Raw genomic sequence first — 24,255 nt, forward strand, 5'->3', positions numbered from 1 at the left:
TAACACTCGGGCACACTGGCTGTCTGTCTTATTACATAACTCAATCTGACTGAGAGGACTGATCATGGTCTTGCGCTCGGAAATTCTGGTGAACAAAAACGTGCTGCCTACTCAAGAACAAGCTTTGCCTGGCCGTGAAACGCCGATGAATCTGCCGGAAATGCATTTCGTCAACGGCAACCCATTGCTGGGCCCATTTGTCGACAACGTAGAGTTCGCGATTTTCGGCCTGGGTTGCTTCTGGGGCGCGGAGCGCAAATTCTGGCAGCGCGACGGCGTGGTCAGCACCGTCGTCGGGTACGCCGGCGGCTACACGCCGAACCCGACGTACGAAGAAGTCTGCTCGGGCCTGACCGGCCACAGCGAAGTGGTACTGGTGGTGTTTGACCAAGACAAGATCAGCTATGAAGAACTGCTGAAAATGTTCTGGGAACTGCACAACCCCACCCAAGGGATGCGCCAGGGCAATGACATCGGCAGCCAATACCGTTCGGTGATCTACGCGGTCAAACCTGAACATCTGGAGGCGGCGAAGGCCAGTGCCCAGGCTTATCAGAGTGAGCTGACCAAGGCCGGGCTGGGCACCATCACCACAGAAATCGACGAAGCGCCGACGGTGTATTTCGCCGAGGCGTACCACCAGCAGTACCTGGCGAAGAATCCGCAGGGCTATTGCGGCATCGGTGGCACGGGCGTGACGTGCCCGATCTAAGGATCGAAGCCGCAAGTTTCAAGCTACAAGCTGCAAGTGATGGGTTTTACTTGTAGCTTGTAGCTTGTAGCTTATAACTACTCAGCAATGAGCCAATCCATCTGCCACCCACCCTGGGTCTGGCCAAGCTTCTTGGACAGCCACGGCAGCAACTCACGCAATTCCTCCTCCAACCCCCACGGCGGATTGGCAATCGCCAGGCCCGAGCCGTTCAGGGTATTGGGCGTGTCCAGCGGATGCACCAGCAACTCCACCCGCAGCAACTTCGGCGCACCAGTGCCAGCCAGGTCCTGGTAGAAGCGGCGCAACATGCGCTGGTCCTTGACCGGATACCAGATCGCCGCAACGGTCTGGCGCATACGGCTGACCGCCTCCTTGAGGGACGCCGCGCAGCGCTGCATTTCATCGAGTTGCTCAAACGGCGGGTCAATCAGCATCAGTGCGCGTTTCTCCGGCACCGGTAACAGCGCACGCGGTACATGCCAGCCCTCGCCCAGGTGCACTTTGACCCGGCGATCACCTTTCATGTTGTCCTTGAGCAGCACGCCGTCTTCCGGGTGCTTCTCATTGAGCAACACACGGTCCTGGGGCCGCGTGAGACGGCGCGCCAGCTCCGGCGAGCCCGGGTAGTAACGCAACTGGCCATCCGGGTTCATTTCGTGCAGCACGCGCATGTAATCGGCGGTCAGCGGCGGCAGATCACTTTCGCCCCACAGACGCGCGATGCCTTCCAGGTATTCACCGGTGCGGTTGGCCTGGTCGCCCTGCAAGTCGTACAGACCTATCCCGGCGTGGGTGTCGAGGTAGGCGAACGGCTGTTCCTTGCGCGACATCAGGGCGATGAGGCGGGTCAAGGTCAGGTGTTTGAAGACATCGGCGTGGTTGCCGGCGTGAAAGGCGTGACGATAATTCATGGTTGCTCCTGCGCAGGGGGCGAAGTTTACCTTCAACAGGGGCAAAGGTGCAGGGCTGCGTGTCGGGCGGTGCTTATGTCACGAACACAGGCACACCGCAGAAAACAGTCTAATCCCACCTATGGCAGCGGGCTTGCCCGCAATGCAAGTGACGCGGTATTACCCGTACACCGCGGTGATGCCATCGCCGGCAAGCCAGTTCCCACAGTGTTCGGGGGCACCCATGAATCCAAGGAGGTCTATAACAATCATGAAAGACGCCACTATTGCACTGCATCACGGCTTCAAATCGGACCCGACCACCAAGGCTGTCGCTGTGCCGATCTACCAGAACGTCGCCTTCGAATTCGATAACGCCCAACATGGCGCCGACCTCTTCAACCTGGACGTACCCGGCAACATCTACACGCGCATCATGAACCCTACCAACGATGTGCTGGAACAGCGTCTCGCCGCGCTTGAAGGCGGCATTGCGGCCCTGGCCGTTTCGGCCGGCAGCGCGGCGATCCACTACGCGATCCAGACCCTGACCCGCGCCGGTGACAATATCGTCACCACCCCGCAACTCTATGGCGGCACCTACACCCTGTTCGCCCACCTGCTGCCGAGTTTTGGCGTCGATGTGCGTTTCGCCCGCAACGACTCTGCCGAAGCCATCGCCGAACTGATCGACGACAACACCAAGCTGGTGTACTGCGAAAGCATCGGTAACCCGGCCGGCAATATCATCGACATTGAAGCCCTGGCGGAAGTCGCCCACGCCCGGGGCGTCCCGTTGATGGTGGACAACACCGTGGCCACGCCGATCCTGTGCAAGCCGATCCAGTTCGGTGCCGACATCGTGGTGCACTCAGTGACGAAATACGTCGGCGGCCATGGCAACTCATTGGGCGGCGTAATCGTCGACAGCGGCACCTTCCCCTGGTCCCAATACCCGGAGAAATTTCCCGGCCTCAACCAACCCGAGCCGGCCTACCACGGCGAGGTCTACACCGAAAAATTCGGCCCTGCCGCCTTCATCGCCCGCGCCCGTACCGTGCCGTTGCGCAATACCGGCGCAGCCCTCGCACCGATGAACGCGTTCCTTTTGCTGCAAGGTCTGGAAACCCTGGCCCTGCGCATGGAGCGCCATACCGAGAACGCGCTGAAAGTCGCGCAATTCCTGCAAGGCCACACCGAGGTGGAATGGGTCAGCTACGCCGGGTTGCCGGAGCACCCGCACCACGCACTGGCGCAAAAATACATGCAGGGCAAACCCTCGGCGATCCTGTCCTTTGGCTTAAAGGGCGGCTATGACGCTGGCGTGCGCTTCTACGACGCCCTGCAAATCTTCAAACGCCTGGTGAATATCGGCGACGCCAAATCACTGGCCTGCCACCCCGCGTCCACGACTCACCGACAGATGAACGAGCAGGAACAGGCCAAGGCAGGCGTGAAGCCGGAGATGATTCGCCTGTCAGTGGGCATCGAGGCGATTGAGGACCTGATCGAAGACCTGCAGCAGGCATTGGGTTCAACTCAACGCTGAGGCGAGGTCATCGGCCAGCGCTTCATGGCTGATGTCCGGCCTGCGCGCGAAGTAGGCGACCTTGTGCCGCAAGGTCGCCGGCTTAAAGGCGGTGTACAGGTCAGGGCGCTGTTCCTCGAGCCATTGCAGCAGGTTATCGATCAGCACGTGGGGCGATCGCGCTGCCAGGTGTTCCAGCAACGATTCCGGCACTCGCCACCAAGGGCTGGCTTTGGCGGCGGTGACGGGCCCAGTCGCAACGGTCAGCGGTTGGCCATTGATCAGATACCGCTGGAACACCGGCAATACGCTCCCCGTCTCGTTACCCAGGCTGCGCACAATCGGTAGAAACTGCGCAGCATCCCAGAAGCGCAAAAACACTGCCTGGTCATTGTGCGCAAACACCTTGGTCAAGCTTTGCAGGTGCGCGAGCACTGTTTCAGGCGGGCTGGATGAAACCGCCAGCCAGCCCCAATCCATTGATTCGGTGGTTGCGACCCAGTCGAGGAAGGGACTGCCGGGCTCGATGAGCCCAACATAAGGCATTACCTCGCTCCACTGCGCGTAGGCTGTGCCTGCCCAGATCGCCCGGGGCGGCGCGCCGGCAGCCATGGCTTGCCAAGCGGCAAAGGGCTTGGCGTCGCTGGTTCCACTCAGCACCACAAACATCTGCTCATTGGGTAGCAAAGGGCATTGAGCCAGCCAAGCGCGTGGCGCCAAAGCGTGACGCATAAGGGCAATTCCTTTTGATTAAAGCTTAAAGGTGTCGGGTGATATCACACTGACCGTTCTTGCAGCGCTCACACTCTTCGCAAAACGGTGCGCTGCGTTTCAGACTGGCCACTTGCACGCGGCTCAACGGTGCGGGAATAACCGCCAGCAGTTTTTCTTTTATTCCTGCCATTAACGGCGCAGCGGCAGGACCGGGCGCACCGCCAATCTGAATCGGCACGCTGCTGAATATCCCGGCCGCCGACACCGTGATCGACTGCCCTCCGGCCTGGATCGTAACGGCGGCACCCGCGTCGATGACGATGCTTTGCCCTGCGCCTATCTGAATGCTGCGACCGGCCCGCACCTGCTGCGACCCGCCGACTACCAGGTGATCGTCCTGCTTGAGCTCGGTCAGGCGGTTGCCATGGGTGATGCGTTGCTCTTCGCCTTGAAGCTCATGATGGGACTCACCACCGACCCTCACCCGGCGCAGGTTATCAACCTGTACCTGCTGGTCATGCAACACGTGCTGGGTCCAGTCACGCTGGGCACGCAAGTAGATTTCCTCGGCACCCTTGCGGTCCTCAATCCGCAATTCGTTGTAGCCCCCACCACCCGGGCTGCTGTGACTGCGCAAAATGCTGCGGGTCTTGTCCGCCGGCAAGTCCAGAGGCACCGGTGTCGATGCGTTGGGCAGACAACCCATCACCAGGGGCATATCCATGTCGCCATTGACGAAGCCCACCAGGACTTCCATGCCAACCCTGGGGATCAGCACCGAGCCATAACGGTCATGGGCCCAGGCACTGGCGACGCGCAGCCAGCAACTGGAATGGTCGTTGTGCGCCCCGTCGCGATCCCAGGCCATCTGCACTTTGACCCGACCGTATTCATCGCAATGGATTTCGCTGTCGGCAGGGCCGGTGACCACCGCGTTCTGATAACCCGCAAGGGTCGGACGCTGCTGCTCAGGCATGGGTGGACGAAAGATCACATCCCACGGCGCGGCGATAAATTCGTTGCGATAGCCCTGGCGAAAATCCCCGCCTTCGACCTCAGTCACGGCCTCCTCGAGCACTTGGGGTTGTTTACCTTCGTGGGTTACTTGCGTCACCAGCCACAAGTTGTTCCATTCTTCACGTGGGTGCCCGCTCAGCATGAGGAAACGCCCGCAGACCAACGCCGGCTCATCGCCTTCGCCGTGGGCGACGCGAGCGTCTCGGCGGTGGCGCTCCAAACCACGTTGCGCGAGGTATTTGCCATGGAGCCGGTCAGAAAATTGACCGGGGTAGGTTTGCTCCTCCAGCGTGGGAAACGCCTCGCCGGCGACTTCGCTCTCCAACGCCAGGCGTGGCTTGCGGAAATCGTAATCGCGCAGGCTCACTGACGTCGTGCGGGTTTCCAATTGCACCGCAAACCGTCTGATCGCCGGGGCGCCCGCCACCATTCCGGAACCGGGTGTATACGGGGTGGGCTGGTCAGCCTGGGCAAACACTGTCTGGTCATCGCCGAACACCAGCACGTGCCCCTCGGGCGAATGCTGGAAGTGATAGTGAATCCCCAGCTCGGCACACAGGCGCTGAATGAACGCCAGATCGGTCTCACCGAACTGCACACAATACTCACGCTCCGGGTAGTGACCGCTCAGCCGAAACTCGAAGCGGTCGCCCTGAATCCCCTGCCCCACCAGCACCAGCGCAACAATCTGCGGCACCGTCTTGTGCTGGAAAATACGCTGATGGCTGCTGTGCATCAGGTACGCCAATTGCGGCACAAGACTGATCTGGTAGCGCGTAAGACGTCGTCCGGAATCGCCCTGGGCCACCCGATAAACCAGGCCGTGAACGCCATGGCCCTGTTCATCAAAACCCAGATATACCTGGCGATGCAGCATGCTTTCCAGGTCGATATCGGGTTGCTCGCTGACCAACTCAAGCTCAAAACGATAGGGCTGGCTGAGCGCCTCCTGACCTTTGAAGCTAAAGACTTTAAGGTCGCACGCAACCCCACTCAGGGTTAGGTTAAAGGCACTTTGATTGGCAGGAGCGAACATCCGGTGTTTCTCTGCGAAGGGTAGGCGCCAGATTCTGCACCACTGCTGCGCCCGGCTGAGCACGTCCTGGGAAAATCAGTAAAGCCCTACACGCACACGTCCGAATGTTCTTGCCGCGGACGTAAATCGCACGCAAAAAAAGGCCCGCATCCTACGGATGGCGGGCCTTTTTTAAGCTCATCTGGCGCTAAACGCCCGAAGAATTACTTGTTGAGGTTGTAGTCTTTTTCCGCAGCATCAAAACGCTCAACCATACCCGCAGTCGGTGCGCCCAGCTTGCTCACGACGTAGATCGCCAAGCTGGCGAAGATAAAGCCCGGGATGATTTCGTACAGGCCCAGCAGGTTGAAATGCTTCCACACGATCACAGTGATCGCGCCCACCAGAATGCCCGCCAATGCGCCGTTGCGGGTCATGCCTTTCCACATCACTGAAATCAGTACCACAGGACCAAACGCAGCGCCGAAACCGGCCCAGGCGTAGCTCACCAGACCCAACACGCGGTTGTCCGGGTTGGCGGCCATAACGATAGCAATCAGGGCAACCAACAGCACCATGGCACGGCCGACCCACACCAGTTCAACCTGGGAAGCGTTTTTGCGCAGGAAGGTTTTGTAGAAGTCTTCGGTCAAGGCGCTGGAGCACACCAGCAACTGGCAGCTCAGGGTGCTCATGACGGCCGCCAGAATGGCCGACAACAGCACGCCAGCGATCCACGGGTTGAACAGCAGCTTGGCCAGTTCAATGAACACACGTTCGTGGTTCTCGTTGACCGGCCCCGCCACTTCAGGGTGCGCCGAGAAGTAAGCGATGCCGAAGAAGCCCACCGCCACGGTGCCGCCCAGGCACAGGATCATCCAGGTCATGGAAATACGGCGCGCCTTGGCAATCGACTTCACCGAATCCGCCGCCATGAAGCGCGCGAGGATGTGCGGCTGGCCGAAGTAACCCAAGCCCCAGCCCATCAGCGAGATAATGCCGATGAACGAGGTGTTTTTCAGCATGTTGAAGTTGTCCGGATTCTTGGCTTCGATCGCCAGGAACGTGGTGTCGATGCCGCCGGTAGCCAGCAGCACGATGATCGGCGTCAGGATCAGGGCGAAGATCATCAGCGTGGCTTGGACGGTATCGGTCCAGCTGACGGCAAGGAAACCACCCACGAAGGTGTAGGCAATTGTCGCCGCAGCACCGGCCCACAGCGCCGTCTCGTAGGACATGCCGAACGTGCTTTCAAACAGGCGGGCACCGGCCACGATGCCGGAGGCACAATAGATGGTGAAGAACACCAGAATCACCACCGCAGAGATGATCCGCAGCAGGCCGCTTTTGTCTTCGAAGCGGCTGGAGAAGTAATCCGGCAGCGTCAGGGCGTCACCGTTGTGCTCGGTCTGCACTCGCAGGCGGCCGGCCACGAACAACCAGTTCAGGTAGGCACCAACGATCAGGCCGATGGCGATCCAGCTTTCCGACAGGCCGGACATGTAGATCGCGCCCGGCAGGCCCATCAACAACCAGCCGCTCATATCGGAAGCACCGGCCGACAAGGCTGTGACCACGCTACCGAGGCTGCGACCGCCGAGGATGTAATCGGAAAGGTTGTTGGTGGAGCGATAGGCCATGAAGCCGATCAGCACCATTGCTGCGATGTAGATCACGAACGTGATCAGGGTAGGATTACTAACGCTCATAAGAGTGACGCCCTGGCTTTGTTTTTATGTAGCGACGGTCTGTCAGACGCCACCCACTGGTTCAGTGAGTAAACGTAACTGGTTGCCGCGCATTTATGACTGACGTTTCCCCAGGAAAGCCGCCAGCCGATGAACCGAACCTTGAAGGTGGTTGCACCTTGGCCGCGAATGCTATTCAACAAAGCAAATAAGGTGCAACCAGTTTCTTGAGAATAAGTTGCACCTTAGCGTGATTCGTCGAAAACCCTTCTTTTTTGCTCCTTTTCGGAGCAAGAACAGCCGATCTCAGAAGCAAATGCACCAAGGTGAAGCCGATTCGGTTGAAGGCCGGATTTTTTCCTGTGAACCGTCGAAAATTTCCTGAACAAAAGGGTTGCACCCGGTTGCACCTCTTGTTGGGCAAAGCTAATCTTGCCGCCAGCAGATGCCACTCGGTAGTGGCACCCATGAGGATAAAAAGATGGCAACGACCACCCTTGGGGTCAAACTCGACGACCCGACCCGCGAACGCCTGAAGGCGGCCGCGACCTCCATTGATCGCACGCCGCACTGGCTGATCAAGCAGGCAATTTTCAATTACCTGGAGAAACTTGAGGGTGGTGCAACCCTGACCGAGCTCAATGGTTTGGGCAGTAAGGACGCTGAAGACGCCGGCGAAGTCCAGCCCGACCACGCCCACCAGTGCTTCCTGGAGTTTGCCGAGAGCATCCTGCCGCAATCGGTACTACGCGCATCGATCACCGCCGCTTACCGCCGCCCTGAGCCGGAAGTGGTGCCGATGCTGATCGAGCAGGCACGCCTGCCGCAGCCAATGGCCGAAGCCACCAACAAGCTGGCCGCCTCGATTGCGGAAAAACTGCGCAATCAGAAGAGTGCCGGCGGCCGTGCCGGTATTGTTCAGGGCCTGCTGCAAGAATTTTCACTGTCGTCCCAGGAAGGCGTGGCCCTGATGTGCCTGGCCGAAGCGCTGCTGCGTATCCCGGACAAAGGCACCCGCGATGCGCTGATCCGCGACAAGATCAGCACCGGCAACTGGCAGCCGCACCTGGGCAACAGCCCGTCGCTGTTCGTCAACGCCGCCACCTGGGGCCTGCTGCTGACCGGCAAACTGGTCGCCACCCACAACGAAGCGGGTTTGACCTCGTCCCTGAGCCGTATTATCGGCAAGAGCGGCGAGCCGATGATCCGCAAGGGCGTCGACATGGCCATGCGCCTGATGGGCGAGCAGTTCGTCACCGGCGAAACCATCGCCGAAGCCCTGGCCAATGCGAGCAAGTTCGAAGCCAAGGGTTTCCGCTATTCCTACGACATGCTTGGTGAAGCCGCGCTGACCGAACACGATGCCCAGAAGTACCTGGCCTCGTACGAGCAAGCCATTCATTCCATCGGCAAAGCCTCACACGGCCGTGGGATTTATGAAGGCCCGGGCATCTCCATCAAGCTCTCGGCACTGCACCCGCGTTACAGCCGTGCGCAGTACGAGCGCGTGATGGATGAGCTGTACCCGCGCCTGCTGTCACTGACCTTGCTGGCCAAGCAATATGACATCGGCCTGAACATCGACGCCGAAGAAGCCGACCGCCTTGAGCTGTCGCTGGACCTGCTGGAACGCCTGTGCTTCGAGCCGCAACTGACCGGCTGGAACGGCATCGGTTTCGTGATCCAGGCTTACCAGAAGCGTTGCCCGTATGTGATCGACTACGTCATCGACCTGGCGCGCCGCAGCCGCCATCGCCTGATGATCCGTCTGGTGAAAGGCGCGTACTGGGACAGCGAAATCAAGCGCGCCCAGGTTGAAGGCCTGGAAGGCTACCCGGTCTATACCCGCAAGGTGTACACCGACGTTTCCTACATCGCCTGTGCACGCAAACTGCTGTCGGTACCGGAAGTCATCTACCCGCAATTCGCTACGCACAACGCCCACACGCTGTCGGCCATCTACCATATCGCCGGTCAGAACTATTACCCCGGCCAGTACGAGTTCCAGTGCCTGCACGGCATGGGTGAACCGCTGTACGAGCAGGTTGTAGGCAAGGTTTCCGATGGCAAGCTGAACCGTCCGTGCCGCGTGTACGCACCGGTCGGCACCCACGAAACACTGCTGGCCTACCTGGTGCGGCGCCTGCTGGAAAACGGCGCCAACACCTCGTTCGTCAACCGGATTGCCGACCACACCATCTCGATTCAGGAGCTGGTGGCCGATCCAGTGGCCAACATCGAGCAAATGGCGACGCTGGAAGGCGGCTTCGGCCTGCCGCACCCGCGTATTCCATTGCCGCGCGACCTGTATGGCAGCGACCGCGCCAACTCGGCCGGTATCGACCTGGCCAACGAACACCGCTTGGCGTCGCTGTCTTGCGCCTTGCTGGCCACGGCCCACAACGACTGGAAGGCCGCGCCGATGCTCGGTTGCGCGTCCAGCAATGAAGCCGCCGCCCCTGTGCTGAACCCATCCGACTTGCGCGATGTGGTCGGACATGTACAGGAAGCCACCGTCGAAGACGTCGACAACGCCATCCAGTGCGCCATCAACGCCGGTCCGATCTGGCAGGCCACCCCGCCCGCCGAACGCGCCGCGATCCTGGAGCGCGCCGCCGACTTGATGGAAGGCGAGATCCAGCCGCTGATGGGCCTGCTGGCTCGCGAAGCCGGTAAGACCTTTGCCAACGCCATTGCCGAAGTGCGTGAAGCCGTGGACTTCCTGCGCTACTACGCGGTGCAGGCCCGTAACGATTTCACCAACGACGCCCACCGCCCATTGGGCCCGGTGGTCTGCATCAGCCCGTGGAACTTCCCGCTGGCGATTTTCAGTGGCCAAGTCGCTGCAGCACTGGCGGCCGGTAACCCGGTATTGGCCAAGCCTGCCGAGCAAACACCACTGGTGGCCGCCCAGGCCGTGCGTATTTTGCTCGAAGCCGGCATTCCGGAAGGCGTGCTGCAACTGCTGCCGGGCCAGGGCGAAACCGTCGGCGCGCGCCTGGTGGGTGATGATCGCGTCAAAGGCGTGATGTTCACCGGCTCCACCGAAGTGGCGCGCCTGCTGCAACGCAGCGTCGCCGGTCGCCTGGATACCCAGGGCCGTCCGATTCCGCTGATCGCCGAAACCGGTGGCCAGAACGCGATGATCGTCGACTCTTCGGCACTGACCGAACAAGTGGTGATCGACGTCGTGTCCTCGGCCTTCGACAGCGCCGGCCAGCGTTGCTCGGCCCTGCGTGTACTGTGCTTGCAGGAAGATTCGGCAGACCGTGTCATCGAAATGCTCAAGGGCGCCATGGCTGAATGCCGCCTGGGCAACCCGGAGCGCCTGTCGGTGGATATCGGCCCGGTGATCGACGCCGAAGCCAAGGCCGGCATCGAGAAACACATCCAGGCCATGCGTGACAAAGGCCGCGCCGTGTACCAAGTGGCGATTGCCGACGGCGAAGAGATCAAGCGCGGCACTTTCGTGATGCCGACCCTGATCGAGCTGGAAAGCTTCGACGAACTGCAACGGGAAATCTTCGGCCCGGTGCTGCACGTGGTGCGTTACAAGCGCAAAGAGATCGACCAGCTCATCGCGCAGATCAACGCGTCCGGCTACGGCCTGACCCTGGGCGTGCACACTCGCATCGACGAGACCATCGCCAAGGTGATCGACAACGTGCATGCCGGTAACGTCTACGTGAACCGCAACATTGTCGGCGCCGTGGTCGGCGTGCAGCCATTCGGCGGCGAAGGCCTGTCGGGTACTGGCCCGAAAGCCGGTGGGCCGTTGTACCTGTACCGCCTGCTGTCGACGCGTCCTACCGATGCGATCGAGCAATCCTTCGTGCGTGGCGACAAGCTGGCCGCACCGGACGTGCGTCTGCGCGATGCCATGAGCCAACCACTGACCGCCCTGAAAACCTGGGCCGACAGCAACCAGTTCAGCGACCTGAGCGCCCTGTGCAGCCAGTTCGCCGCGCAATCGCAAAGCGGTATCACCCGCCAACTGGCCGGCCCGACCGGCGAGCGCAACAGCTACGCCATCCTGCCCCGCGAGCACGTGTTGTGCCTGGCGGAAGTGGAAGGTGACCTGCTGACGCAACTGGCGGCGGTATTGGCCGTCGGCGGTTCGGCGGTATGGCCGGAAACCGACCTGACCAAGGCCTTGTTCCCACGCCTGCCAAGGGAGATTCAGGCGAAGATCAAGCGCGCTGCTGATTGGACCAAGGACGAGGTGGTGTTCGATGCCGTCTTGCACCACGGTGATTCCGACCAACTGCGCGCTGTTTGCCAGCAAGTGGCCCAGCGTGGCGGGGCGATTGTCGGGGTGCATGGTTTGTCGCAGGGTGAAACCACGATAGGCCTTGAACGCCTGGTGATCGAGCGCGCGTTGAGCGTTAACACCGCTGCAGCGGGTGGTAACGCCAGCCTGATGACCATCGGCTAACTGACGAGACGCGGTAAACATGTGGGAGCTGGCTTGCCTGCGATAGCGGCGGGTCAGTGACAAAGATGTCGGCTGGTGTTGCCTCATCGCAGGCAAGCCAGCTCCCACATTGACCGCATCCCACCTTCAGCCCCTGTTCTGCCCTTCCATCACGCAAATCAATCTTGCTATCCAGCCTCCATTCGCACACTTAGACTCAGGCCTATTCCCCTACAGGTAAGCCGCCATGTCCGAGACGCTGCTCAGTTCCCGCAATCTGGGTTTCGAGCTGTACGAAGTCCTCGATGCCGAGGGCCTGACTCAGCGCGAGCGGTTTGCCGAACACAACCGTGAAACCTTTGATGCCGCCATCAGCACCGCGCGCAGCATTGCCGAGAAGTTTTTCGCGCCGCACAACCGCAAGAACGACGAAAACGAGCCGCGTTATGAAGACGGCAAGGCGATCCTGATCCCGGAAGTGAAACCCGCCGTGGACGCGTTCCTCGAAGCTGGTTTTCTGAACGCCGCCCGCAGTTTTGAAGCCGGTGGCATGCAACTGCCGACGTTGCTGTCCCAGGCCTGTTTCGCGCACTTCCAGTCTGCCAACGCCGCCTCCACGTCCTACCCGTTCCTGACCATGGGCGCCGCCAACCTGATCGAAAGCTTCGGCACCGAGGAGCAGAAACAGCGCTTCCTGCAACCGATGATCGACGGCCGTTTCTTCGGCACCATGGCCCTCACCGAGCCGCATGCCGGCTCGTCGCTGTCGGATATTCGTACACGCGCCGAGCCCGCTGCTGACGGCAGTTATCGGCTAAAGGGCAATAAAATTTTTATCTCCGGCGGCGATCACCCGCTGTCGGAAAATATCGTGCACATGGTGCTGGCCAAGTTGCCGGATGCACCGGCCGGGGTGAAGGGCATTTCGCTGTTTATCGTGCCCAAATTCCTGGTCAACGACGATGGCAGTCTGGGCGCACGCAACGACGTGCTGCTGGCCGGGCTGTTCCACAAGATGGGCTGGCGCGGTACAACGTCCACGGCACTGAACTTCGGCGATAACGGCAACTGTGTCGGCTATCTGGTGGGCAAACCGCATCAGGGCCTGAGCTGTATGTTCCAAATGATGAACGAGGCGCGCATCGGCGTAGGCATGGGCGCGGTGATGCTGGGTTACGCCGGCTACCTCTACTCGCTGGAGTACGCTCGCGAACGTCCGCAAGGGCGCCTGCCCGACAGCAAAGACCCGAGCACCGCGCCGGTCTCGATCATTCAGCACGCTGATATCAAGCGCATGCTGCTGACCCAGAAAGCCTATGTGGAAGGTGCCTTCGACCTCGGCCTGTATGCAGCGCGCCTGTTCGACGACACCACCACGCTGGCCACCGATGCCGAGCGCAAGCACGCCCACGAATTGCTCGATTTGCTGACGCCCATCGTCAAGTCCTGGCCGTCGGAGTTCTGCCTCAAGGCCAATGAACTGGCGATCCAGATTCTCGGCGGCCATGGCTACACCCGCGAATACCCGGTGGAGCAATACTACCGCGACAACCGCCTGAACCCGATCCATGAAGGTACCCACGGCATTCAGTCGCTGGATTTGCTCGGGCGCAAACTCGCGCAAAACGGCGGTGCGGGGTTGAAACAGCTGATCCGCCTGATCGCCGAAACCGCCGCGCGCGCTCAGGAACACTCATCACTGACGGCATTGCGAGAACCCCTGGAACACCTGGTGGCACGCCTGCAAAGCGTGACGATTGGCCTGCTGACCGATCTGGCCCAAGGCAAGGTCAACAGCAGCCTGGCGAATTCGGCGTTGTACTTGAAGGTATTCGGGCACACGGTGATTGGCTGGCGCTGGCTGGAGCAGGCGATTCGCGCCGAGGAAGGGTTGGGCAAGGGCAATGCGGCCGATGTCGCCTTTTATAAAGGCAAGCTCCAGGCCGCTCGGTACTTCCTGACCTGGGAAGTGCCGAGCTGCCATCATGAACTGGCGATTCTGGAGGCACGCGATGACACGTGCCTGGGGATGCAGGATGAGTGGTTCTAAGGCGTTCCGATCGCCTTGGAAATCACATCGACCGTGGCGCTGACTTGCTCTTGGTAACGGTCGAGTTCCTGCTGGTGGTGCTTTTTCATTTCGATCTGCTCGGCGCACAGGTTCAGTGCGGCCAGTACCAATAATTTGTCACCGATCAGGGTCGGGTACTTTTTCTTGGTGGTGGCCAGGGACGCCTTGAGCATGGTCACGGCGTGCATCAGGGTTTGATCTCCCCCGTCCGGCGCCTTGATCGAGTAATCCTCTCCGAGAATCGAAACGACCTTTATCCCTTCATTCATGCGCCGACAGGCCCTGCGCTAACACGCTCAACCAACGCCTGGATGCGAGCGGCGGTGGCGCCGTGCTTTTCTTCCTGCTCCATCAGATTCAGTTGCAGGCTGTCATTTTCATCCTTGGCGCGGGCCAGTTCCGCTTTGAGGGATTCGTTGCTGCCCAGTAGGTCCTGATTCTGCTGTACCAGGTCGCTGACCAGTTGTTCCAATTGGCTGAGGGATGCTTCTAACATTTTGATTTCTCGGGCATTTTCAAAGGGCGGTGACGATAAAGAAAATTCACCTCGGATGCCAGGGTTATCCCCGGCGCGCAGCCCGTTTTTTAAGGGCCGGGCCGCACTTTCGAGCCTTAGTGACTGCATTTACCCGATCTGGTTCCTGAATCCGCGCAACTGCTCGTCAGATGCGACAAAAGCGCGCGCCCCCTTAAGACTTTAGTCGCATGGCCGATAGTTCATACACACCCCGTCTCACGGCCGCACGGATCGCGCTTCTCCCCAGGATTCCAGCATGTCTCTTCGTAATATGAATATCGCGCCGAGGGCCTTTCTTGGCTTCGCGTTTATTGGCGCACTCATGTTGTTTCTCGGTGTGTTCGCCCTGAACCAAATGAGCAAGATTCGCGCAGCCACCGAAGACATCACCCTGTCCAGCGTGCCAAGCATTCGCGCCCTCGACGAGTTCACCCAGCTGACTCTGCGCCTGCGGGTGTTGTCGTATCGCCTGCTGACCAACCGCGAGCCGGACGTGCAGCAAAAGACCCTTGAGGCGTTTGAACTGCGCAACCAGCAGATCCGCAGCGCCCAGGGCGTCTACGAAAAACTCATCGAAAGCGGCGAAGAGCGGGCCGCCTATGACGAATACGTGCGTTTGCTCAGCCAGTACCATCAGATCGAGGAGCGCATGAAGAGCTTGTCTCGCGCCAACCAGATCGACGAGCTGCGTGCCTTGCTCAACACCGAGTTGCTGAGCAACTCCGAGCAGGTCAACACGGTGCTGACGCGCCTGCTCGACATCAACAACAAGATGGCCAACGCCACCAACCAGCAAGCCAAAGACCAGTACGACATGGCCTTTGAGCTGGTGGTGGGACTGTTGATCATTGCCACGGCGCTGACCCTGTTGTTCGCGTGGCTGCTCACCCGCAGCATCACCCTGCCAATCGCCCAGGCCCTGGAAGCCGCCGAAGAAGTGGCCGAAGGCAACCTGACGCGCCCGATCAAGGTCGACGGCAACGACGAAGCCGGCCGCCTGCTGGCCGCCATGGCCAAGATGCAAGACAAGCTGCGCGACACCCTGCAACGCATCGCCGGTTCCGCCACCCAGCTTGCGTCGGCAGCGGAAGAGCTGAACGCCGTCACCGACGAAAGTGCGCGCGGCCTGACCCAGCAAAACAATGAAATCGAACAGGCCGCCACCGCCGTCAACGAGATGACCAGCGCCGTCGAAGAAGTCGCACGCAATGCGGTGAGCACTTCCGAAGCGTCGCGCAATGCGACCACTTCTGCCGGTGATGGCCGTGATCTGGTGCAGGAAACTGTCAGCGCCATCGAGCGCATGAGCGGCGACGTGCAAGCCACGGCCACCTTGATTGGCGACCTGGCCAATGAATCGCGGGATATCGGCAAGGTGCTGGACGTGATTCGCGGCCTGGCTGACCAGACCAACCTGCTGGCGCTGAACGCTGCGATTGAAGCCGCGCGTGCCGGTGAAGCCGGCCGTGGGTTTGCCGTGGTGGCGGATGAGGTGCGGGCCTTGGCCCATCGCACCCAGCAGTCCACCAGCGAGATCGAGCGGATGATCGGCAGCATTCAAGCCGGCACCGAGCATGCGGTGAATTCGATGCGCAACAGCACCGAGCGCGCGGAATCGACGTTGAATATCGCCAAAGGCGCCGGGATGTCGCTGGACACCATCAACACCGCGATCGTCGAAATCAACGAGCGCAACCTGGTCATCGCCAGCGCGGCGGAAGAGCAGGCACAGGTAGCGCGGGAAGTGGACCGTAATCTGGTGAATATCCGCGATCTGTCGGTGCAGTCAGCGACCGGCGCCAGCCAGACGAGTGCGGCGAGCAGTGAGCTGTCGCGTTTGGCGGTGGATTTGAATGGGATGGTGGGACGCTTCAGGCTGTAACCCATAACCTGCCTGGCGAAGTCGATTCCTGTGGGAGCTGGCTTGCCTGCGATAGCATCGCCTCGGTGAACCTGGCTTACCGGGTTGCCCGCATCGCAGGCAAGCCAGCTCCCACATTGGATGGGTGCAGGCCCGCGAAAGCTTTTTGACAGCACTGCAATTCAACAGGTTAGAATCGCTGGCACGCAGACTGCATGGTCAGTTCGCGCCCGTCTTCCCAGTTCTGGAGTACTGCCTTTGAATGCGACGACCATCAACAGCCTGTTCTTGATCGGCGCGTTGCTGGTGGGTGCGAGCATTCTGGTAAGTTCTCTTTCGTCACGCCTGGGCATCCCGATTCTGGTGATCATCCTGGCCGTAGGCATGGCCGCCGGCGTCGACGGCGGCGGCATCATCTTCGATAACTACCCGACCGCCTACCTGGTGGGCAACCTTGCGCTGGCAGTGATCCTGCTCGACGGCGGCTTGCGCACACGGGTGGCGAGTTTCCGCGTGGCACTCTGGCCGGCATTATCGCTGGCCACGGTGGGGGTGTTGATTACCACCGGCCTCACCGGCATGGCTGCGGCCTGGCTGTTCAACCTTAATATCATTCAAGGCTTGTTGATCGGCGCCATCGTCGGCTCGACGGACGCCGCGGCAGTGTTCTCGCTGCTGGGCGGCAAGGGCCTGAACGAAAGGGTCAGCGCCAGCCTGGAAATCGAATCCGGCAGCAACGACCCAATGGCCGTGTTCCTCACCGTCACCCTGATCGACATGCTGGCCAGCGGCCAAACCGGCCTGCACTGGAGCCTGTTGGGCCACCTGATCCGTGAATTCGGCATCGGCGGTATTGTCGGCCTGGGCGGCGGCTGGCTGATGCTGCAAATGGTCAACCGCATCAACCTGGCCACCGGGCTGTACCCGATTCTGGTGATCGCCGGTGGCCTGCTGGTGTTTGCCTTGACCAACGCCCTGCACGGTAGCGGTTTCCTCGCCGTGTACCTGTGCGGCCTGGTGATCGGCAACCGCCCGGTGCGCAGCCGTCACGGCATTTTGCACATGCTCGACGGCATGGCATGGCTGGCACAGATCGGCATGTTTTTGGTGCTGGGCCTGCTGGTCACGCCCCATGACTTGCTGCCGATTGCCCTGCCAGCATTGGGCCTGGCGCTGTGGATGATCCTGTTTGCGCGGCCGCTGTCGGTGATGGTCGGCCTGCTGCCGTTCAAAGCGTTCCACGGTCGCGAAAAAGCCTTTATCGCCTGGGTCGGCCTGCGCGGCGCGGTACCGATCATCCTGGCGGTGTTCCCGTTGATGGCCGGCCTGCCTCACGCGCAGCTGTATTTCAACCTGGCGTTCTTTATCGTGCTGGTGTCGTTGCTGGTGCAGGGCACAAGCCTGCCGTGGGTGGCCAAGCTGCTGAAAGTCACCGTACCGCCGGAACCTGCGCCGATTTCCCGCGCGGCCCTCGAAGTACACGTCACCAGCGAGTGGGAGCTGTTCGTCTACCGCCTGGGCGCGGAGAAGTGGTGCATCGGCGCGGCCCTGCGCGAGCTGAAAATGCCCGAGGGCACACGCATCGCCGCCCTGTTCCGCGGCCAGCAACTGCTCCACCCGTCGGGTAGTACGGTGCTGGAAGTCGACGATTTGCTCTGTGTGATCGGCCACGAACACAACCTCTCGGCCTTGGGCAAGTTGTTCAGCCAGGCACCGCAACGCGGCCTCGACCTGCGTTTCTTCGGCGATTTTGTGCTCGAAGGCGACGCCCAGTTGGGCGCGGTCTCCGCCCTGTACGGCCTCAAGCTCGAAGGCATCGACCCGGATATGCCATTGAGCCGCTTCATCACTCAGAAAGTCGGCGGCGCGCCGGTTGTGGGCGACCAAGTGGAATGGAACAACACCCTGTGGACCGTCGCAGTCATGGACGGGAACAAGATTGGAAAAGTCGGCGTCAAATTCCCCGAAGGAAGTCGTCCAGGCCCTGGACTCTTCCTCTAAACTGCGGGGCTATGGCGCCACGCCACCACCTTCTTTACCTTGCTCGACCGGTATCCATGACAACTCTGCGCACCTTTATAGCCACTGCCCTGCTGGGCCTGACCCTTTGTGTCGGCAGCGTTTACGCCGCCGACCCGCCCAGCGCCGACGCCATCCAGCAAACCCTGGACAAGCTGCCCGACCGCAAGCTGCCCGACGCCGACATGAAGGCGCTGCAAACAATCCTGCAACAGACCCTGACCTACCTGGGCAACAAGCAGGATTACGAGCAGCGCCTCGCCGACCTCAAACGCCAGCTGGAAGCCGCCCCGCGCCAGACCACCGACAACCAGCGTGAATTGGTGCGGCTCAAGGCCACCAAAATCATCCCGGTGGCCCAACGCTACGCCACCCTGCCGGTGCCGCAGCTCGAGCAATTGCTGGTGCAGCGCACCACCCAGCAAGGCGACCTGCAAAAAGAGCTGGCCGAGGCCAACAGCCTGACCATCGCCGCCCAGACCCGGCCCGAGCGCGCCCAGACTGAAATCAGCAGCAGCCAGACGCGCATCCAGCAGATCAACTCGATCCTCAAGGCCGGCAAAGACAACGGCAAGACGCTCAGCGGCGACCAGCGCAACCAGTTGAACGCCGAACTCGCGGCCCTCAATGCCCTGATCCCGCTGCGCCGCCAGGAACTGGCCGGCAACAGCCAACTGCAAGACCTGGGTAACAGCCAGCACGATCTGGTGGTGGAAAAAACCGCGCGCCTGGAACAAGAGATCCAGGACCTGCAAACCCTGATCAACCAGAAACGCCTGGCCCAATCTCAGCAGACCGTTACCCAACAATCCATCGAAGCGCAGAAAGCCGGCGGCAGCAGCCTGTTGGCCACGGAGAGCGCAGCCAACCTGAAGCTCTCCGACTACCTGCTCAAAAGCACCGACCGCCTCAACGACCTGACCCAGAAAAACCTGCAGACCAAGCAGCAACTGGACACCGTGACCCAAAGCGACTCGGCGCTGGACGAACAGATCAACGTGCTCAAGGGCAGCCTGCTGCTCTCCAAGATTCTCTATAAACAAAAACAAGCGCTGCCACGCCTCACCGTGGATCGCAACCTGGCAGACGATATCGCCAACATTCGCCTGTACCAGTTCGAGGTCAACCAGCAGCGCGAGCTGATCAGCACCCCCAGCACGTATGTGGATAACCTGCTCGCCAACCAGCCACCCGACGACGTAACGCCGCAACTGCGACGTACCCTGCTGGAGCTGGCAATCACCCGCAGCGACCTGCTGGAGCGCCTGAGCCGTGAGCTGAGCGCGCTGCTCAACGAATCGATCACCCTGCAACTGAACCAGAAACAACTGCTCAGCACCGCCACCAACCTGCGTGCGACCCTCGACGAGCAAATGTTCTGGATCCCCAGCAACAAGCCGCTGGACACCGAGTGGCTGGAAACCGTACCGGACCACCTGAGCAAGCAAGTCACCACCCTGCCCTGGGCTTCCAGCGTCAGCGAACTGTATGACGGCCTGACCCAGCGCCCACTGCTGTTCCTGCCGTTACTGCTATTGATCGGCGCGCTGTTGTGGCGGCGCAAAGCCTTGTACCAGCGCCTGAACAAGGTGCACCTGGACATCGGCCACTTCAAACGCGACAGCCAGTGGCACACGCCGCAGGCGATTTTGATCAATATCCTGCTGGCGATGCCGGTGTCCCTGGGCCTGGCGCTGTGCGGCTACGCATTGCAAATTGACGCCCGTGGACAAAACGCCAACCTGGGCGCTGCCTTGTTGCAGATCGCCCAGGCATGGCTGGTGTTCTACACCGCTTACCGAATCCTCGCCCCGGGCGGCGTGGCAGAGCTGCACTTCCGCTGGGAACGGCCTCAGGTCCACTTTCTGCAGGGATGGGTACGCAAGCTCGGGCTGGTGGTGCTGGCCCTGGTGGCGGTGGTGGCGATCGCCGAGCACCAGCCGGCAGCGCTGGCCGACGACGTGCTGGGCATCGGCGTGGTGCTGACCTGCTACGCGCTGATGGCCTGGCTGCTGGGCCGCCTGCTGTTGAACAGCCCGACCCACGAAAAAGCCTCGCTGTTTCGTAAAGCCGTAGGCTTGATGTTTACCGCCCTGCCCATCGCCCTGTTTATCGCGGTGTGCTTTGGCTACTACTACACCGCGCTCAAGCTCAGCGACCGCTTGATCAACACCTTGTACCTGCTGATGTTCTGGCTCGTCATAGAGGCCACCTTCGTGCGCGGCCTGGGAGTGGCCGCACGGCGCCTGGCCTATGCGCGCGCCCTGGCCAAACGCCAGGCCGCCAAGGAAGCCGGTGACGGCGAAGCGGTGATAGAAGAACCGACCCTGGACATCGAGCAAGTCAACGAACAGTCCATGCGCCTGATTCGCCTGGCCCTGCTCGGCGGTTTTATCGCCGCGCTGTATTGGGTGTGGAAAGACCTGATCACCGTGTTCTCCTACCTGGACAACGTCACCCTCTACGAATACACCAGCGGCACCGGCGCCAATATCAGCATGGTGCCGATCAGCATCGGCGACTTGCTCGGGGCGTCGATCATCATCAGCATCACCTTTGCCCTGGCGCGCAACCTGCCCGGTTTACTCGAGGTGCTGGTGCTGTCCAAGCTGGATCTGGCCCAAGGCAGCGCCTACGCCACAACCACCTTGCTGTCGTATGTGATTGCCGGCGTGGGTTTCGTCTCCACGCTGTCTACCCTCGGCGTGAGCTGGGACAAGTTGCAATGGCTGGTGGCGGCGCTGTCGGTGGGGTTGGGCTTCGGGATGCAGGAGATCTTCGCCAACTTTATCTCCGGCATCATGATCCTGTTCGAACGCCCGGTGCGCATCGGCGACACCATCACCATCGGCAACCTGTCGGGCACGGTCAGCAAGATCCGCATCCGTGCCACCACCATCACCGACTTCGACCGCAAAGACATCATTGTCCCTAACAAAACCTTCATCACCGGGCAACTGATCAACTGGTCGCTGACCGACACCATCACCCGCGTCACACTGAAACTGGGCGTGGACTACGGTTCAGACCTGGATCTGGTGAAGGATCTGTTGCTCAAGGCCGCCAGGGAAAACCCCCGCGTGCTGAAAGAGCCGGAACCCCATGTGTACTTCCTCAACTTCGGCGAAAGCACCCTCGACCACGAACTGCGCATGCACGTGCGCGACCTGGGTGACCGCAACCCGGTAATCGACGAGGTAAACCGCTTTATCAACCGTGAGTTCAAGAACCACCACATCAACATCTCGTTCCGTCAGATGGAGGTCTACCTCAAAAACCTCCACGGCCAGGAATACAAACTGGTAGAAGTCGACACCCCGGCCAAGCCCGCCAACGACGGCGGTGCGCAAGAGCCGCCGCCGAGCAAACTCGACTAACGCGTCTATCCCCAGCAGAATGCTCGGACATTCTGCTGGAGATGGCCGGTGAAAGCCCTCGACGAACTGACCTTCGACAACCGCTTCGCACGCCTGGGCGACGCGTTCTCAACCCACGTACTGCCCGAACCCCTCGACGAGCCGCGCCTTGTCGTGGCGAGCAGTGCCGCCATGGCACTGCTTGACCTCGACCCGGCGGTGGCCGAAACGCCGGTGTTCGCCGAGCTTTTCAGCGGGCACAAGCTGTGGGCCGAAGCGGAACCACGGGCGATGGTCTATTCCGGGCATCAGTTCGGCGGCTACACACCGCAACTGGGTGATGGCCGTGGGTTGTTGCTGGGTGAGGTGTACAACGCGGCTGGCGAGCATTGGGACTTGCACCTCAAAGGCGCCGGGATGACGCCTTACTCGCGCATGGGCGATGGTCGCGCGGTGCTGCGTTCTTCGATTCGTGAATTTCTCGCTTCCGAAGCCCTGCACGCACTGGGCATTCCCAGCAGCCGCGCGTTGTGCGTGGTCGGCTCCAGCACCCCGGTATGGCGCGAGAAACAGGAACGTGGCGCCATGGTGTTGCGCCTGGCTCACAGCCATATTCGCTTCGGGCATTTCGAATATTTCTACTACACCAAAAAGCCTGAGCAGCAGGCAGAACTGGCCGAACACGTGTTGAACCTGCACTACCCCGAGTGCCGCGAACAGCCCGAGCCCTACCTGGCAATGTTCCGCGAAATCGTCGAACGCAATGCAGAGATGATCGCCAAATGGCAAGCCTATGGCTTCTGCCACGGAGTGATGAACACCGACAACATGTCGATCCTGGGCATCACCTTCGACTTCGGGCCGTTTGCGTTTCTCGACGACTTTGATGCTCACTTCATCTGCAACCATTCCGATCATGAAGGGCGTTACTCCTTCAGCAACCAGGTGCCGATCGGGCAGTGGAACCTGAGTGCGCTGGCCCAGGCACTCACGCCGTTTATCAGCGTCGACGCCTTGAAAGAAGCGCTCGGTCTGTACCTGCCGCTGTATCAGGCGCACTACCTGGACTTGATGCGCCGCCGGTTGGGGCTCACCACCGCCGAAGAGGATGACCAGAAGCTGGTGGAGCGCTTGCTGAAACTGATGCAGAACAGCGGCGTGGACTACACGCTGTTCTTCCGGCGCCTGGGCGATGAGCCGGCGGCGTTGGCCGTGGCGCGGTTGCGTGATGACTTTGTCGATTTGGCCGGGTTTGATGCTTGGGCTGAGCTGTACAAAGCCCGGGTTGCCCGGGATGGGGATTACAGCGAAGTGCAGCGCCGTGAGCGGATGCATGCGGTCAACCCGCTGTACATCCTGCGCAACTATCTGGCGCAGAACGCCATCGCCGCCGCCGAGTCAGGCGATTACAGCGAAGTAAGGCGGCTGCATGAAGTGCTGAGCAAACCGTTCGAAGAACAGCCGGGGATGGAGCAATACGCCCAGCGGCCGCCGGATTGGGGCAAGCATTTGGAGATTAGTTGTTCTTCATAAACCCCCTAGATAAAGGTTTCCACTGACACCCCAAATCGGTCGGCCAACCAACGAATTTGCCGCAGGTTGAGCTTACGCTTACCGCTCAGAATTTCAGAAACAACTGACTGCGTGCCTACACCTGGCAAATCACTCTGGTTCAAACCGTGCTCGCGCATCATTGCGCGCAGCACGTCCACACCACTGGCGACGGGCATCGGGCGATGCTCAAGGTCGTAGGCTTCAATCCAATCACTGAGAATATCCACCAAGCTCATCAGAGGATTTGATTCATCCTCACCGATCAGGTCCAGCAGTTCGTCGAGAGCAGTCACCAGTACGTCGTAATCCGCCTCATTTTTAGGCTTGCGCAGCAAGGGTGAAACAAATTGCCAATGTTCAGCAGCGAGCCGAATGAGTGCGCTCATCTGATTTTCTCCTTCCAGTTGTCCTGTTCATAGGCGCGGTGATCTAGCAGATACTTGATGTAAATTCGTTGCTTTTGGTACCGCACGAAAGCGATTAGCCTCAGCTTGTTTCCCCCAATGTCGAACACATGGAGCTGCCCAACTTTATCTGTTGCGGGAAAAATGCCTTTCATAGAAGCGAAGTCAGCCGGGCTGTTGCGCTTAATCCGGCGGTACCACTCATCTAAAGCACTTGCTGAACGCGGCCATTTTTCCTTTGCCTCCCAAATCCTTTTCTCGCTGATCACTCGCATGCAACATCCTTATCGCATCGTGCCATGAAGGTTAAACCCGAATCCGAACTATCGCAATTTGCTATATCCGCAAACAGACAGATGGCGCAAAACAGAACAAGCTCCGACAGCGTAGACAGGCGGCCTCACATCAGCATCGGCAAACTGTGAGGGGATAAGTCATTTGCTCCACGCCTTGATAAACCCGGGCGCTGACTCCAAATTCACTCCATTGGCC

15 protein-coding genes and 2 pseudogenes are annotated in these 24,255 nt (G+C 60.5%); 9 read left to right on the forward strand and 8 right to left on the reverse strand.

Annotation, left to right across the window (positions count from 1 at the left end):
- Positions 1 to 64 precede the first annotated feature (64 nt).
- The gene (msrA, locus tag ACI77D_RS01070) at positions 65 to 712 is read left to right on the forward strand and encodes a peptide-methionine (S)-S-oxide reductase MsrA (protein WP_064450352.1); all 648 of its coding nucleotides are present in this window, start codon (positions 65 to 67) and stop codon (positions 710 to 712) included.
- A 77-nt stretch (positions 713 to 789) separates the two neighbouring features.
- Here the strand turns inward: msrA and ACI77D_RS01075 are convergent, their stop codons facing one another.
- The gene (locus ACI77D_RS01075) at positions 790 to 1,626 is read right to left on the reverse strand and encodes a 23S rRNA (adenine(2030)-N(6))-methyltransferase RlmJ (RefSeq protein ID WP_064450351.1); all 837 of its coding nucleotides are present in this window, start codon (positions 1,624 to 1,626) and stop codon (positions 790 to 792) included.
- Between the two features lie 250 nt (positions 1,627 to 1,876).
- Between ACI77D_RS01075 and ACI77D_RS01080 the strand changes: the two genes are divergently transcribed.
- Complete coding sequence (locus ACI77D_RS01080; protein WP_407015898.1) at positions 1,877 to 3,154, forward strand: O-acetylhomoserine aminocarboxypropyltransferase/cysteine synthase family protein; 1,278 nt, start codon at positions 1,877 to 1,879, stop codon at positions 3,152 to 3,154.
- On the opposite strand, the gene ACI77D_RS01085 is transcribed toward ACI77D_RS01080, so the two are convergent.
- From ACI77D_RS01085 to putP, 3 genes are all read right to left on the reverse strand, one after another.
- Entirely contained in the window at positions 3,140 to 3,865 is a 726-nt protein-coding gene (locus tag ACI77D_RS01085; protein WP_407015899.1) for a DUF4123 domain-containing protein, read from the reverse strand. The two genes, ACI77D_RS01080 and ACI77D_RS01085, sit on opposite strands and share 15 nt — an antisense overlap.
- Positions 3,866 to 3,890: 25 nt before the next feature.
- Complete coding sequence (locus ACI77D_RS01090) at positions 3,891 to 5,900, reverse strand: type VI secretion system tip protein VgrG (protein WP_407015900.1); 2,010 nt, start codon at positions 5,898 to 5,900, stop codon at positions 3,891 to 3,893.
- A 203-nt stretch (positions 5,901 to 6,103) separates the two neighbouring features.
- Complete coding sequence (gene putP / locus ACI77D_RS01095; RefSeq protein WP_064450347.1) at positions 6,104 to 7,588, reverse strand: sodium/proline symporter PutP; 1,485 nt, start codon at positions 7,586 to 7,588, stop codon at positions 6,104 to 6,106.
- Between the two features lie 460 nt (positions 7,589 to 8,048).
- Between putP and putA the strand changes: the two genes are divergently transcribed.
- Complete coding sequence (putA, locus tag ACI77D_RS01100) at positions 8,049 to 12,002, forward strand: trifunctional transcriptional regulator/proline dehydrogenase/L-glutamate gamma-semialdehyde dehydrogenase (RefSeq protein ID WP_407015901.1); 3,954 nt, start codon at positions 8,049 to 8,051, stop codon at positions 12,000 to 12,002.
- Between the two features lie 226 nt (positions 12,003 to 12,228).
- The gene (locus tag ACI77D_RS01105) at positions 12,229 to 14,031 is read left to right on the forward strand and encodes an acyl-CoA dehydrogenase (RefSeq protein WP_407015902.1); all 1,803 of its coding nucleotides are present in this window, start codon (positions 12,229 to 12,231) and stop codon (positions 14,029 to 14,031) included.
- Here ACI77D_RS01105 and ACI77D_RS01110 read toward each other — a convergent pair.
- Together ACI77D_RS01110 and ACI77D_RS01115 are read right to left on the reverse strand one after the other, a co-directional pair.
- Complete coding sequence (locus ACI77D_RS01110; protein WP_064450344.1) at positions 14,028 to 14,321, reverse strand: cell division protein ZapA; 294 nt, start codon at positions 14,319 to 14,321, stop codon at positions 14,028 to 14,030. The genes ACI77D_RS01105 and ACI77D_RS01110 overlap by 4 nt on opposite strands.
- Complete coding sequence (locus ACI77D_RS01115) at positions 14,318 to 14,548, reverse strand: hypothetical protein (RefSeq protein ID WP_038844376.1); 231 nt, start codon at positions 14,546 to 14,548, stop codon at positions 14,318 to 14,320. Before ACI77D_RS01115 ends, ACI77D_RS01110 begins: the two co-directional genes overlap by 4 nt.
- Positions 14,549 to 14,891: 343 nt before the next feature.
- Between ACI77D_RS01115 and ACI77D_RS01120 the strand changes: the two are divergent.
- The 5 genes and pseudogenes from ACI77D_RS01120 to selO form a co-directional block, all read left to right on the forward strand.
- A pseudogene (locus ACI77D_RS01120) lies at positions 14,892 to 15,548 on the forward strand (MCP four helix bundle domain-containing protein); the annotation flags it as partial.
- Positions 15,549 to 15,851: 303 nt separating this feature from the next.
- A pseudogene (locus ACI77D_RS01125) lies at positions 15,852 to 16,451 on the forward strand (methyl-accepting chemotaxis protein); the annotation flags it as partial.
- A 237-nt stretch (positions 16,452 to 16,688) separates the two neighbouring features.
- Positions 16,689 to 18,431, forward strand: a complete 1,743-nt coding sequence (locus ACI77D_RS01130; protein WP_407015903.1) for a potassium/proton antiporter — start codon at positions 16,689 to 16,691, stop codon at positions 18,429 to 18,431.
- Between the two features lie 56 nt (positions 18,432 to 18,487).
- A complete protein-coding gene (gene mscK / locus ACI77D_RS01135) occupies positions 18,488 to 21,826 on the forward strand; it encodes a mechanosensitive channel MscK (RefSeq protein ID WP_064450341.1) in 3,339 nt (1,112 codons plus the stop codon).
- 48 nt (positions 21,827 to 21,874) lie between these two features.
- Positions 21,875 to 23,338, forward strand: coding sequence for a protein adenylyltransferase SelO (selO, locus tag ACI77D_RS01140; RefSeq protein ID WP_407015904.1), 1,464 nt, complete (start codon positions 21,875 to 21,877; stop codon positions 23,336 to 23,338).
- Between the two features lie 5 nt (positions 23,339 to 23,343).
- Here the strand turns inward: selO and ACI77D_RS01145 are convergent, their stop codons facing one another.
- Both ACI77D_RS01145 and ACI77D_RS01150 read right to left on the reverse strand, forming a co-directional pair.
- Complete coding sequence (locus ACI77D_RS01145) at positions 23,344 to 23,745, reverse strand: type II toxin-antitoxin system HigA family antitoxin (protein WP_064450339.1); 402 nt, start codon at positions 23,743 to 23,745, stop codon at positions 23,344 to 23,346.
- Positions 23,742 to 24,038, reverse strand: coding sequence for a type II toxin-antitoxin system HigB family toxin (locus ACI77D_RS01150; protein WP_221293749.1), 297 nt, complete (start codon positions 24,036 to 24,038; stop codon positions 23,742 to 23,744). The genes ACI77D_RS01145 and ACI77D_RS01150 overlap by 4 nt, the downstream gene beginning before the upstream one ends.
- Positions 24,039 to 24,255: the final 217 nt, after the last annotated feature.

Origin of the sequence: Pseudomonas sp. O39 (assembly GCF_045447295.1) — a bacterium.
GTDB classification, from domain to species: Bacteria; Pseudomonadota; Gammaproteobacteria; order Pseudomonadales; family Pseudomonadaceae; genus Aquipseudomonas; species Aquipseudomonas antarctica_A.

Bases quoted from the DNA above. Each gene is read 5' to 3' on its own strand.
- ACI77D_RS01110 (WP_064450344.1), bottom strand. From the start codon at position 14,321: ATGAATGAAGGGATAAAGGTCGTTTCGATTCTCGGAGAGGATTACTCG.
- ACI77D_RS01150 (WP_221293749.1), bottom strand. From the start codon at position 24,038: ATGCGAGTGATCAGCGAGAAAAGGATTTGGGAGGCAAAGGAAAAATGG.
- ACI77D_RS01085 (WP_407015899.1), bottom strand. From the start codon at position 3,865: ATGCGTCACGCTTTGGCGCCACGCGCTTGGCTGGCTCAATGCCCTTTG.
- ACI77D_RS01080 (WP_407015898.1), top strand. From the start codon at position 1,877: ATGAAAGACGCCACTATTGCACTGCATCACGGCTTCAAATCGGACCCG.
- ACI77D_RS01115 (WP_038844376.1), bottom strand. From the start codon at position 14,548: ATGTTAGAAGCATCCCTCAGCCAATTGGAACAACTGGTCAGCGACCTG.
- ACI77D_RS01075 (WP_064450351.1), bottom strand. From the start codon at position 1,626: ATGAATTATCGTCACGCCTTTCACGCCGGCAACCACGCCGATGTCTTC.
- putA (WP_407015901.1), top strand. From the start codon at position 8,049: ATGGCAACGACCACCCTTGGGGTCAAACTCGACGACCCGACCCGCGAA.
- ACI77D_RS01145 (WP_064450339.1), bottom strand. From the start codon at position 23,745: ATGAGCGCACTCATTCGGCTCGCTGCTGAACATTGGCAATTTGTTTCA.
- ACI77D_RS01090 (WP_407015900.1), bottom strand. From the start codon at position 5,900: ATGTTCGCTCCTGCCAATCAAAGTGCCTTTAACCTAACCCTGAGTGGG.
- mscK (WP_064450341.1), top strand. From the start codon at position 18,488: ATGACAACTCTGCGCACCTTTATAGCCACTGCCCTGCTGGGCCTGACC.
- ACI77D_RS01105 (WP_407015902.1), top strand. From the start codon at position 12,229: ATGTCCGAGACGCTGCTCAGTTCCCGCAATCTGGGTTTCGAGCTGTAC.
- putP (WP_064450347.1), bottom strand. From the start codon at position 7,588: ATGAGCGTTAGTAATCCTACCCTGATCACGTTCGTGATCTACATCGCA.
- msrA (WP_064450352.1), top strand. From the start codon at position 65: ATGGTCTTGCGCTCGGAAATTCTGGTGAACAAAAACGTGCTGCCTACT.